This window comes from Shinella pollutisoli (assembly GCF_024609765.1).
Classification (GTDB): Bacteria; Pseudomonadota; Alphaproteobacteria; order Rhizobiales; family Rhizobiaceae; genus Shinella; species Shinella pollutisoli.
Map to the genome: position 1 here is coordinate 1 of NZ_JANFDG010000003.1, position 11,974 is coordinate 11,974.

At 69.5% G+C, this 11,974-nt stretch carries 8 protein-coding genes; 5 read left to right on the plus strand and 3 right to left on the minus strand.

Going from position 1 to position 11,974, the window contains the following annotated elements:
- Positions 1–473 precede the first annotated feature (473 nt).
- The 3 genes from hrpB to NNZ72_RS02890 all read left to right on the plus strand — a co-directional run bounded on the left by hrpB (position 474) and on the right by NNZ72_RS02890 (position 5,014).
- On the plus strand, positions 474–2,945 hold the full coding sequence (gene hrpB / locus NNZ72_RS02880; protein ID WP_257312480.1) for an ATP-dependent helicase HrpB: 2,472 nt from the start codon (positions 474–476) through the stop codon (positions 2,943–2,945).
- A gap of 120 nt (positions 2,946–3,065) precedes the next feature.
- Positions 3,066–4,367 (plus strand): ActS/PrrB/RegB family redox-sensitive histidine kinase, encoded by a 1,302-nt coding sequence (locus NNZ72_RS02885; RefSeq protein WP_257312482.1) that lies wholly within the window; start codon positions 3,066–3,068, stop codon positions 4,365–4,367.
- A gap of 68 nt (positions 4,368–4,435) precedes the next feature.
- Entirely contained in the window at positions 4,436–5,014 is a 579-nt protein-coding gene (locus NNZ72_RS02890) for an ActR/PrrA/RegA family redox response regulator transcription factor (protein WP_257312484.1), read from the plus strand.
- 181 nt (positions 5,015–5,195) lie between these two features.
- Here NNZ72_RS02890 and NNZ72_RS02895 read toward each other — a convergent pair whose 3' ends face one another.
- The gene (locus NNZ72_RS02895; protein WP_257312485.1) at positions 5,196–5,726 is read right to left on the minus strand and encodes an MmcB family DNA repair protein; all 531 of its coding nucleotides are present in this window, start codon (positions 5,724–5,726) and stop codon (positions 5,196–5,198) included.
- A 320-nt stretch (positions 5,727–6,046) separates the two neighbouring features.
- Here NNZ72_RS02895 and NNZ72_RS02900 point away from each other — a divergent pair, with 320 nt between their 5' ends.
- On the plus strand, positions 6,047–6,709 hold the full coding sequence (locus NNZ72_RS02900; RefSeq protein ID WP_257312487.1) for a L,D-transpeptidase: 663 nt from the start codon (positions 6,047–6,049) through the stop codon (positions 6,707–6,709).
- A 165-nt stretch (positions 6,710–6,874) separates the two neighbouring features.
- On the opposite strand, the gene NNZ72_RS02905 is transcribed toward NNZ72_RS02900, so the two are convergent.
- Both NNZ72_RS02905 and NNZ72_RS02910 read right to left on the minus strand, forming a co-directional pair.
- Positions 6,875–9,028 carry a malate synthase G gene (locus NNZ72_RS02905; RefSeq protein ID WP_257312490.1) on the minus strand — a complete coding sequence of 718 codons (2,154 nt, stop codon included), beginning with the start codon at positions 9,026–9,028 and terminating at the stop codon, positions 6,875–6,877.
- 123 nt (positions 9,029–9,151) lie between these two features.
- Entirely contained in the window at positions 9,152–11,158 is a 2,007-nt protein-coding gene (locus NNZ72_RS02910; RefSeq protein WP_257312493.1) for a hydantoinase/oxoprolinase N-terminal domain-containing protein, read from the minus strand.
- Between the two features lie 122 nt (positions 11,159–11,280).
- Here NNZ72_RS02910 and NNZ72_RS02915 point away from each other — a divergent pair, with 122 nt between their 5' ends.
- Entirely contained in the window at positions 11,281–11,823 is a 543-nt protein-coding gene (locus NNZ72_RS02915; protein WP_257312495.1) for a hypothetical protein, read from the plus strand.
- Positions 11,824–11,974 lie beyond the last annotated feature (151 nt).

Genomic DNA, 11,974 nt, shown 5'->3' on the forward strand with positions numbered 1-11,974 from the left:
CACGTTTCTCTTTCTTCTCAATCTTCAATTGTCAAATAACTAACGACACCAAATCGTCGTTCACCCGGACAAGGCAGCAAACCGACCCGGACCAAAGTCCGGCCAAATTCTCCCAGCCCCTTCCGGAAACCTCAACGCAAAGTCAAATGCCGCCAGAAGCGCCACCGCCCTCGTCGATGAGCGGCGTTATAAGCCCACCAAAAGGTAGACGTCAACAGGCAAGAGCGAGAAATGCGAAAATTCCTTTATCCTCTTGAAATCAAAAGACAATGCCTGCGGGTGATCCGGCTTCGGCGGGAAAGAGTGCGAAAAATCTTGTCCAAACGGTAAAATCGGCCCGCCGTCTCCGGCGGCGGCCGCACCCCTTTTCGCGCCCGCCGCGGCGCGATATTCAGGCGGGACCTGAGACCGGAGCGACAGATGCCAGCCCTCGAACGATTCCCGTCCCGCCGCACGGGCCGCAGGCCGGCGGCATGACCGGCCGGCCCGCCCTGCCGCACCTGCCCGTGAGCGCGGCGCTCGGCCCGCTCGGCGCCGCGCTCGCGGCAGGCGCCTGCGCGGTGCTGTCGGCGCCGCCGGGGGCGGGCAAGACGACGCTCGTGCCGCTCTTCCTGCTCGACGCGCCCTGGCGCGGCGACGGCCGGATCATCCTGCTCGAGCCGCGGCGGCTCGCCGCGCGGGCGGCGGCGAACCGGATGGCCGACCTGCTCGGCGAACGGGTCGGCGAGACGGTCGGCTACCGCATGCGGCTCGACAGCCGCGTCTCGGCGAGGACGCGGATCGAGGTGGTGACGGAGGGCGTGTTCGCCCGCATGATCCTCGACGATCCGGAGCTTGCCGGCGTCGCGGCCGTGCTCTTCGACGAGTTCCACGAGCGGTCGCTCGACGCGGATTTCGGGCTGGCGCTGGCGCTCGACGTGCAGGCGGCGCTGCGCGAGGACCTGCGCATCCTCGTCATGTCGGCGACGCTCGACGTCGAGCGGGTGGCGGCCTTGCTCGGCGATCCGCCGGTGATCGCGAGCGAGGGCCGCAGCTTCCCCGTCGAGATCGTCCACCGCGACCGGCCCGCCGGCGAGCGGATCGAGGAGAGCATGGCGCGCGCCATCCTGGAGGCGCATCGCGGCGAGACGGGATCGATCCTCGCCTTCCTGCCGGGACAGGGGGAGATCCTGCGCACGGCGGAGCGGCTCACGGGCCGGGTCGGCGCGGATACCGCCATCGTGCCGCTCTACGGCAATCTCGGCCAGCGCGAGCAGGACGCGGCGATCCGGCCGGCAGCACCCGGCACGCGCAAGATCGTGCTCGCCACGTCGATCGCCGAGACCTCGATCACCATCGACGGCGTGCGCATCGTCGTCGACAGCGGCCTGCAGCGCCTGCCCGTCTTCGAGGCGGCGACGGGGATCACCCGGCTGGAGACCGTGCGCGTCTCGCGCGCCTCGGCCGACCAGCGCGCCGGCCGCGCGGGGCGCACGGAGCCGGGCATCGCCATCCGCCTCTGGCATGCCGGGCAGACGGCGGCGCTTCCCGCCTTCACGCCGCCGCAGATCCTGTCCAGCGACCTGTCCGGCTTCCTGCTCGACCTCGCCCATTGGGGGGTGAGCGATCCGGCCGCACTCCGGCTTGTCGACCAGCCGCCGGCCGCCGCGGTGGAGGAGGCGCGCAACCTGCTGCGGCTCCTCGGCGCGCTCGACGGCGCGGGCGCGCTGACGCCGCTCGGCCGGCGCATCCGCGACCTGGCACTGCCGCCCCGGCTTGCCGCCATGGTGATCCGCGCGGCGGACGAGGGCGACGGCGGCGCGGCGGCGCGGCTTGCCGTGCTCTTGACCGAGCAGGGGCTCGGCGGCACCGCGATCGACCTGGAGGAGCGGCTGCGGCGGTTCGGATCGGAGCGGGGCGAGCGCGCGGAGGCGGCGCGGAGGCTCGCCGCACGCATGGCCGAGGGCGCCGGGCGAAGCGGCAAGCGGGGCGCGGGCGGGACGACGGCCGGGGCGCTGCTGCTCCACGCCTTTCCCGACCGCGTCGCCCTGCAGCGCGGCGGGCGCGGGCGGTTCGTGATGGCGAACGGACGCGGCGCGGAACTGCCTGAGACCGAGCGGCTTGCGGGCAGCGCGATGATCGTCGTCGCCGACCTCACCGGGCAGGCCGGGCGGCAGCGCATCCTCGCGGCGGCGGAGATCGACCGCGCCACGGTGGAGAAGGAGCTTGCCGGCGATATCGTGCGCGAGGAGCAATGCGTCTTCGACAGGGCGAGCCGCCAGGTCCGCGCCCGCCGGGTCGTGCGCCTCGGCGCGATGATCCTGGAGGAGACGCCCCTGCCGCGGCCGGCCGGGCCGGCGGCGGCGCGGGCGCTTGCCGAGGGCGTGCGCCAGCTCGGGCTGCAGGCGCTCTCCTTCGGCAAGGAGACAGCGCAGTTGCGCGACCGGATCGGCTTCCTCCACCGCTCGATCGGCGCACCCTGGCCGGACGTGAGCGACGAGGCGCTGCTGGCACGGCTTGCCGACTGGTTCGAGCCGTTCCAGGCGGAGACGCGCGGCCTGGACGACGTTTCCCAGGCGAGCCTGCGCGACGGGCTGATGGCGCTCGCCCCGCACGCGGCGCAGCGCGAGCTGGCGCGGCTCGCGCCCACCCATTTCGAGGCGCCGACCGGCCAGCGCCACCCGATCCGCTACGACGGCGACGAGCCGGTGCTGTCGATCCGCGTGCAGGAGCTGTATGGCCTCAAGAACCATCCGGCGATCGGCGGCGGACGGCTGCCGCTGCTGCTGGAACTCACCTCGCCCGCCCACCGCCCGATCCAGACCACTCGCGACCTGCCGAGCTTCTGGGCCGGCTCCTGGCGCGACGTGCGGGCGGACATGCGCGGGCGCTATCCGAAACATCCCTGGCCGGAGGACCCGGCCGCGGCAAGCCCCACGACGCGCGCCAAGCCGCGCGGCACCTGACGGATGGAGCATTTCCGCTTTTCTCCGAATCGCGGAAGCGCTCTATCCTTGTCGCAGTCACGCAAGTCCCGCAAAGCCGCGTTCCGCGGCTTGCCGGAACTGCCCAGGAAAGGACGAACCATGGCGGGCTACCATCCTATCGACCTCGAGGCTTCCGGCCGGCGCCTGCGCCTCGAGACGCTCATCCGCCTGCGCTGGCTCGCCGTCGCGGGCCAGTCGATCGCGGTCATCGTCGTCGCCTTCTGGCTCGACTTTCCGCTGCCGGTCGTGCCGGCCGCCGTGCTGATCGCGCTGCTGGCGGGCGTCAATTTCTTCCTCGCCGTGCGCTTCCCCCCTGCGCACCGGCTGACGCCGGCGGCCGCCTTCGCGCTGCTCGCCTTCGACCTCGGCCAGCTCGTGGCGCTGCTCTTCATCACGGGCGGGCTTGCCAATCCCTTCGCGCTGCTCGTCTGCGTGCCGGTGATCGTCTCCTCCTCGCTGCAGCCGGTACGCTACAGCCTGACGCTCGGCCTGCTCTCCTTCGCCGGCATCACGGCGCTCGCCTTCACGCCCTTCCCGCTGCCCTGGTTTCCCGGCGCCGTGCTCGTGGTGCCGCCGGTCCTGACGGCGGGGCTGTGGGTCGCGATCGTCTGCACCACGGCCTTCGCCGCCTTCTATTCCTATCGCGTCTCGCAGGAGGCGGCGGAGCTTTCCGACGCGCTGGCGGCGACCGAGCTCGTGCTCCAGCGCGAGAAGCACCTCTCCCAGCTCGACGGCCTTGCGGCCGCCGCCGCGCACGAGCTCGGCACGCCGCTCGCGACGATCAGCGTCGTGGCGAAGGAGATGGAGCGCGACCTCGGCAACGACGAGCGCTTCGGCGAGGACGTGCAGCTCCTGCGCAGCCAGAGCGAGCGCTGCCGCGACATCCTGCGCCGGCTCACCACGCTGTCGACGGAGGACGAGGCGCACATGCGGCTCCTGCCGCTCTCCTCGCTGCTGGAGGAGGTGACGGCGCCGCACCGCGAGTTCGGCATCCGCATCCGCCTGGTGGAGACGGACGGGCGGGCGGGCGAGCCCGTCGGCAACCGCAATCCCGGCATCCTCTACGGCCTCGGCAATCTGCTCGAAAACGCCGTCGACCATGCCCGCGAGGAGGTGACCGTGACGGTGAGCCATGCGGGCGAGCGGGTGCGGATCGTCATCGAGGACGACGGCGACGGCTACGCGCCCGACATCCTGCAGCGCATCGGCGATCCCTACGTCACCAAGCGCCAGCGCGACGACCGGGCGGGCGGGCTCGGCCTCGGCCTCTTCATCGCCAAGACACTGCTCGAGCGCTCCGGCGCCAAATTGACGTTCGCCAACCGCACCGGCGCCACGCCCGGCGCACGGGTCACGGTCGACTGGCCGCGCGCGCGGATGGAGGCGAAGGTGGCAAAATGACTTTACCCGCCATAATTAACAGGCGATAAGCTGTCGCGAAGCGAAAACAGGAAAGATGGCGGGATACGATGAGCGAAACCGGCACGGCAGCGGATGAAACGGACAACGGCGACGGCATCGGCCCGGACCGCTCGCTCCTGATCGTCGACGACGACGGGCCGTTCCTGCGACGGCTCGCCCGGGCGATGGAGACGCGGGGCTTTGCGGTGGACACGGCCGAATCGGCGGCCGAAGGCATCGCCAAGGCCAAGGCCAAGGCGCCGAAATATGCGGTGGTCGACCTCAGGCTCGGCGACGGCAGCGGGCTCGACGTGATCTCCGCCATCCGCCAGCGGCGCGACGACACGCGCATCATCATGCTGACGGGCTACGGCAACATCGCCACCGCCGTGACGGCCGTGAAGCTCGGCGCCGTCGACTATCTCGCCAAGCCCGCCGATGCCGACGACATCTTCGCCGCGCTGACGCAGCGGCCCGGCGAGAAGGTGGAGCTGCCGGAAAACCCGATGTCGGCGGACCGGGTGCGCTGGGAGCACATCCAGCGCGTCTACGAGATGTGCGAACGCAACGTCTCCGAGACCGCCCGCCGGCTCAACATGCACCGCCGCACGCTGCAGCGCATCCTCGCCAAGCGCGCGCCGAAATAAAGCGCCACGCCTCATTTCTCCTTCTCCCCGCCGGGAGAAGGTGGCCCGAAGGGTCGGATGAGGGGGTGGGATGTGCCGAGGCCTTGCCTGCGGCGTCCCCTCATCCCGCTGCCGCGACCTTCTCCCCGGCGGGGAGAAGGAGAAAAAGGCACGCTCCGCATTCCATAGCAATTGCCTCTCCTCATGCCGGCGCGTCGCGGCTGCCCGAGACGATCGAGGCGATGTCCGGGCCGTCGCGCCGCGGGTCCATGGCGAGCTCCGCCAGAAGCAGGCGGCCGGCGGAGACCCGGGCGAAGGCGAAGGTCACGCTCTTGCGCGTCGGCGCGGCGAGCCTGTGTTCCGGCGCCTCGCGCAGGATATGCGCGCCGTAGCCGTCGGAGAGCATCAGCCCGCAATCCTCCGGGAAGATGTCGAGCGGCACGTCCCTGTGGGTGGCGAAGAACAGCCGGTCGCAATGGCGGCGATAGTCCGGCCATTTGCGGTCCACCCGGAAATCCTCGATCGACGTCTTGATCTCGACGATCCAGATCTCCCCCTTGTCGGACAGGCTGATGAGGTCGGCGCGCCGGCCGCCCGCAAGCGTCAGCTCCGGCAGCACCGCATGGCGCATCTCGGCGAGCATGCGCTGCACGCCGCGGCGCACCAGCATGGCGCGGTCCGACTGGCGGCCGTCCAGAAGCGGGTTGTCGTTGTGGATCGAAACGATGGTCATTCCGGCTGGTCTCCCCGAATCGCATTGTAAGGGATTCGTTAACCGTGCAACGCGGTTTCTGTGCGGCAGCCGCAAGACGGGCCGTCAAGACCGTTGAACGGCGGCGGACGGCGTGCTTGGCATGGGAGCGGACGGGTGCCAAGCGACTGGCTTTCGCGGATTGTTGTTGCAAAAAAACAATCCCCCCGCTTTTTGCTTCCGCGCACGCTCCCGCCATGGCGCGCGCACTTGCATTGCCCGGTTTAATCGAAAATAAACCATGATCGATGAAAGTTCTGCGTCACGGAACTTCTTAATCCCTTGATACCCAAGAGAACCCCATGCGCCTCCGCAATGCCCTCCTTCTGTGCGGCCTCGCAGCAGCCGTCACGCTCGCAGGCTGCTCGTCCTCCTCGACCGGTGCGCCCGGCGAGAAAGTCGCGACCAACGCGATCTTCACCTCGGAATATGGCGCCGTCGAGGACAACGGCTATGCCCTGCCGGCGATCCCGATCAACCGCGTGAACACCAAGTTCCACCGGCAGATCGTCGACTACAAGACCAAGGAAAGGCCGGGCACGATCATCGTCAACACGCCGAACCGCTTCCTCTACTACGTGCTGCCCGGCGGCAAGGCCGTGCGCTATGGCATCGGCGTCGGCAAGCAGGGCTTTGCCTGGGAGGGCGAGGCCTATATCGCCTGGAAGCAGGAATGGCCGACCTGGCATCCGCCGGAAGAGATGGCCGCCCGCAAGCCGGAGGTCGCCCGCTACGTCAAGGAAGGCATGGGTCCGGGCCTGAAGAACCCGCTCGGCGCGCGCGCCCTCTATCTCTTCAACGAGAAGGGCCAGGACACGCTGTTCCGCCTGCACGGCACGCCGGAATGGTCCTCGATCGGCACCGCCGCCTCCTCGGGCTGCATCCGCCTGATGAACCAGGACATCATCGACCTCTACAGCCGCGTGCGCCCGGGCAAGAACGCCCGCGTCATCGTCCAGCAGTAAGAGGCTCGCGAGGGAAAGATCCGAAGGGCCGCCGGATGGCTTCCGGCGGCCCTTCGTCGTTGATGCCGTTCCTCATCCCGCGATCCGAAGCCGGTGCGGCATATCCCTTCTCCCCGCTTGCGGGGAGACGGTGCCGGCAGGCGGATGCGGGGCGGAAATGCCTCCTCAGCCCCTCGCCTTCAGTTCCAGGCGGCGGCGGTGCAGCACCGGCTCGGTATAGCCGTTCGGCTGCTCGCGGCCCTTGAGCACGAGATCGAGGGCGGCCTGGAAGGCGACGGAGCCGTCGAAATCGGCGGCCATCGGCCGGTAGGCCGGATCGCCCGCGTTCTGGCCGTCGACGACCGCGGCCATCCGCTTCATCGTCTCGACGACCTGCTCGCGCGTGACGACGCCGTGGTGCAGCCAGTTCGCCATGTGCTGGGCGGAGATGCGCAGCGTCGCGCGGTCCTCCATCAGGCCGACATCGTTGATGTCCGGCACCTTCGAGCAGCCGACGCCCTGGTCGATCCAGCGCACGACGTAGCCGAGGATGCCCTGGGCATTGTTGTCGAGCTCGCGCTGGATCTCCTCCGGCGTCCAGTTCGGCCTGACCGCGACCGGCACGGAGAGGATGTCGGCGAGCTTCGCCCGCGCACGCGAGCGAAGCGAGGCCTGCACCGCGGCGACGTCGACCTTGTGATAGTGCGTCGCATGCAGCGTCGCGGCCGTCGGCGAAGGCACCCAGGCGGTGTTGGCGCCGGCCTTCGGATGGACGATCTTCTGCTCCAGCATGGCCGCCATCAGGTCGGGCATCGCCCACATGCCCTTGCCGATCTGCGCGTGGCCGGAAAGGCCGCATTCGAGGCCGATGTCGACGTTCCAGTTCTCGTAGGCCGAAATCCAGGCGGCCTGCTTCATGTCGCCCTTGCGGATCATCGGCCCCGCTTCCATCGAGGTGTGGATCTCGTCGCCGGTGCGGTCGAGGAAGCCGGTGTTGATGAAGACGACGCGCGCCTTCGCCGCGCGGATGCATTCCTTGAGGTTGACCGTGGTGCGGCGCTCCTCGTCCATGATGCCCATCTTCATCGTGTTTTCCGCCATGCCGAGCGCCTTCTCGACGCGGCCGAACAGTTTTGCCGCGAAGGCGACCTCCTCGGGACCGTGCATCTTCGGCTTGACGACATACATGGAGCCGGCGCGCGAGTTCTTCCGCCGGCCGTTCGGGCCGATGTCGTGCAGCGCGATCAGCGCCGTGACCATGGCGTCCATGATGCCTTCCGGCACCTCGGCGCCGTCGCGGTCGAGCACGGCCGGGTTGATCATCAGGTGGCCGACGTTGCGCACCAGCATCAGCGAGCGGCCCGGCAGCGAGACGGGCGACCCGTCCGGCCCGGTGAACGCCACGTCGCCGGAAAGCCTGCGGGTGAAGGTCTTGCCGTTCTTCGTGACCGCCTCGGTAAGGTCGCCCTTCATCAGGCCGAGCCAGTTGCGGTAGACCGCGACCTTGTCGGCCGCATCGACGGCGGCGACCGAATCCTCGCAGTCCATGATCGTGGTGATCGCCGCTTCGAGGCCGACATCGGCGATGCCCGCGGGATCGTCCTTGCCGATCAGGCTGTCCGGATCGACGAAGACCAGGGTGTGGAGGTTGTTCGTCCTGAAATAGAGACGGAAGGCGGTGTCGCTCTCGCGCCTGAACCCGGCATACTGGGCCGGATCGGCAAGACCGGTGCGGCCGGCCGCCGTCTCGACGAACAGGGCGCCGTTCTCGTAGTCGAAACCGGTCGCGTCGGCCCATTTGCCGGCGGCAAGCGGGATGCTGGTATCGAGGAAGTCCTTGGCGAAGGCGACCACGCGGGCGCCGCGCGCCGGATCGTAGCCGCTGCCGCCCGGCAGATCGCCGAGCGCGTCCGTGCCGTAGAGCGCGTCGTAGAGCGAGCCCCAGCGGGCGTTGGCGGCATTCAGCGCATAGCGTGCGTTCATGACGGGGACGACGAGCTGCGGGCCGGCGATCTCGGCGATCTCCGGGTCGACATTGGCGGTGGTGACCGAGAAGGCCTCGCCCTCGGGCAGGATGTAGCCGATCTCGCGCAGGAAGGCCTCGTAGGCGGCAAGGTCCGTCGGCGCGCCGTTCTCGCGGTACCAGGCATCGAGCTGTTCCTGGAAACGGTCGCGCTTGTCGATGAGTGCCCGGTTCTCGGGGGAGAGGTCGTGCACGATCGCGGAGAATTCCCGGAAGAAGGTCCCGGCATCGACGCCGGTGCCCGGGAGGGCCTCGTCGACGATGAAATCGTGGAGCGCGCTGTCGACCCTGAGGCCGGCCTTGTCGAGATAGGTCATTTTCAATGGACTCCGGATGTGGGGAGGGAGTGATCGCGGATAGTGCCACTTTCCAGAGCTTTCATACCCCGTCAATCCGGCAATGGTTCAAAGAATTTGTTCCGCCGCGAAGAAGATAGCGGACTATGCATCGCTGGCTATGCGCGGCCGCCCGCTCGCCGTCGCGGTGAAGCGGGCCTCGATCAGCTTGCGCCGCCCCTCGATCTCCGGCGCATCCACCTCCTCGGCAAGGGTGACGACCGGCTCGTCGGCGCCATTGGCGCGCGCGGCATGGAGGGCGGCGGAGAGCGCCCGTTCGCGGGCGAGCGAGAAGGCGGCCTCCTCCTCGGTCAGCCGCACGCTGTCGCCCGCCCCGCCGACGAAGAAGATGCCCTCCTCCGGCATGGTGACGAAGACGGTGACGGCGGCGCGCACCTGGCCGACGACGGCGCCGACGGCATTGGCGACGCCGGCGTCCTCCGGGATCACCGAGCGTGCGCCCAGCATCCCGGCGATATCGGGATAGTAGACCGGCGCCGAGGCGCCGAGGCCGACCAGCGGCCGGTCGAGGCTGACGCGGAACTGCACGATGCCGGGCAGGCGGTGAAGCGCATGGTCGACGAAGAGCGCATTGGCGGGGCCGGCCGCACCGATGCCGTCGTCGGCGAGACAGGCGGCGAGGATCACGTCGGACGACTGGCGGGTGAGCCGGTCGACGATGCGGCGCGCGAGCCCTTCCGCGCCGTCGGCGATCGGCCGGCCGGAGCCGTCCTTCATGCGCGCGGCGAGTTCGAGGCCGAGGCGGGCGGCCTCGGCGTCCCACTGTTCCTGGCCGCCCAGCACGTGCAGCGCGTCGGAGGGGGTGATGGCGCAGATATGGACGAGGCCGCGGGCGACGAGACGGTCGAGCGTCGCCCGCTGCAGCGTGCTCATCAGCAGCCCGTCGAGCGGCAGCGGCACGGCGCCGATCCGCTCGTAGAGCGCCTGCTCCTGCGCCAGCAGGCCGCTCGCCAGCCGCTCCGGCACGCCGGTGCGCACCGCGAAGCGGCCGTCGTGGCGCCCGGCATGGGGCGAGCGGAGCTGGCGCTCCAGCACCGGCACGATCGCGCCCGGATGCTGCGCGGAGGCGAGGCTCAGCGGCAGGAAGCGCCGGGGTCCGAGGTCGAGGCTCGCCTTCAGGCCGCGGTCGCCGATGCGCACCTCCGAATCGCCGCCGAGCCCGTAGGTGCGCATGGCGACGGCCTCGACCATCGTGCGGTAGCCGCCGACCACGGCGCCCTCGGCGTCGAGCTTCGGCCGGCCGCCGTCGAGCACGGCGACGTCGGTGGTGGTACCGCCGATATCGGAGACGACGGCGTCGTCGAGGCCGGTCAGATGACGCGCGCCGACGAGGCTCGCCGCCGGTCCCGACAGGATGGTCTCGATCGGCCTCAGCCGCGCCTCGGCGGCGGCGATCAGCGCGCCGTCGCCGCGCACCACCATCATCGGCACATGGATGCCGCGCCGGTCGAGATAGTCCTCGCAGGCGCCGATCAGCCGGTCGATCATCGAGACGAGCCGGGCGTTGAGCAGCGTCGTCAGCGCCCGGCGCGGGCCGCCGAGCTTCGAGGTGAGCTCATGGCTGCAGGTCACGGGGAGCTGCGAGACGGCGCGGATGCGCTCGCGCACCCGTTCCTCGTGGGCGGGGTTGCGCACGGCGAAATAGCCGGCGACGGCGAAGGAGGAGACCGTGCGCGACAACTCCGGCAGCGCTTCGTCCAGCGCCGTCATGTCGAGCGTGCGCTCGTTGCCGTGGACGTCGTGGCCGCCGGGCAGGAACAGGACGGGGTCGTTGCCGAGCGCGTCGGCGAGCCCGTCGCGCTTCAGGTCCTCGGGGCCGAAGCCGACCATGACGAGGCCGGCGCGGCCGCCCTGCCCCTCCACCAGCGCATTGGTGGCGAGCGTGGTGGAAAGCGAGACCAGCGCGATCGACGAGATCGCCGCCCCGGCCTCCTCCAGCACCGCCTCGACGGCGCCGGAAATGCCGACGGCGAGGTCGTATCGGGTGGTGAGAGCCTTGGCGCGGGCGACGACGCCCGCCGTTTCGCTGTAGAGAACGGCGTCCGTATAGGTTCCGCCGGTATCGATGCCGAGCAACAACTGATCCGTCACGATATGTCTTCCAACTTGCAGGCGGGCCTTTTCAAACCGGCCCGCCGATGGTGTTATTGCATGTCAGAGGCAAAGGCCATCGTTCCGCCGGCGACATCCGGCGTGGGATCGGGAGGATTTCGATGGATTTCGGCGGAAAGCATCGGCTCGCGCTCGTCCTCTTTCTCCTCCTCGCCGTCACCGGCCCGGCCGCCGCGCAGGAGGACGACGAGGAGGAATACCGGCCGCAGATCCCGGACGTCTCGATCTACAAGGCGATGCTCGACGCCAACAAGCAGACGGGCTGGATCCAGTTCCGCGATTTCGCCGGCAAGCAGCTCGTCTATTTCACGGCGCTGCAGACCATGCACTGCCGGCTGTCGGAGGTGCGCTACTCGATCAATTCCGACGCGCTCGACCGGCGGCTGCCGCTCGGCACGTGCGACCCGCAGCTGCCCTTCAACCTGCCGGCAGACGACACGAACGAATATATCTACATTTCGCTGAAGCCCGGCGAGGCCGAGACGGTCGCCGTGCAGGCCGTCTGGGACGACGGCAGCGGCAGCGAGATCGTCATCTACAAGCCCTGCGAGAACGCCGGCGAGGCCACCTGCGCGGCGATCAAGTCGATCAAGAAATCGAAGAAGCGCGCCGACGAGCCGGCGCCGTCCATGCCGGCGCGGTAGGGGTTTCGTTTTCGCGGCAGCGGGATGAGAGGGGGGACGCTCGCCAAGCGAAATCAGGGTCGAAAAGCTGTGTTCCACCCCCTCATCCGGCCCTCCGGGCCACCTTCTCCCCGGCGGGGAGAAGGGGAAAGCGGCGGAGAGTTGCGCCTGA

Bases quoted from the DNA above. Each gene is read 5' to 3' on its own strand.
- NNZ72_RS02905 (WP_257312490.1), bottom strand. From the start codon at position 9,028: ATGACCTATCTCGACAAGGCCGGCCTCAGGGTCGACAGCGCGCTCCAC.
- NNZ72_RS02885 (WP_257312482.1), top strand. From the start codon at position 3,066: ATGGCGGGCTACCATCCTATCGACCTCGAGGCTTCCGGCCGGCGCCTG.
- NNZ72_RS02915 (WP_257312495.1), top strand. From the start codon at position 11,281: ATGGATTTCGGCGGAAAGCATCGGCTCGCGCTCGTCCTCTTTCTCCTC.
- NNZ72_RS02900 (WP_257312487.1), top strand. From the start codon at position 6,047: ATGCGCCTCCGCAATGCCCTCCTTCTGTGCGGCCTCGCAGCAGCCGTC.
- NNZ72_RS02895 (WP_257312485.1), bottom strand. From the start codon at position 5,726: ATGACCATCGTTTCGATCCACAACGACAACCCGCTTCTGGACGGCCGC.
- NNZ72_RS02890 (WP_257312484.1), top strand. From the start codon at position 4,436: ATGAGCGAAACCGGCACGGCAGCGGATGAAACGGACAACGGCGACGGC.
- hrpB (WP_257312480.1), top strand. From the start codon at position 474: ATGACCGGCCGGCCCGCCCTGCCGCACCTGCCCGTGAGCGCGGCGCTC.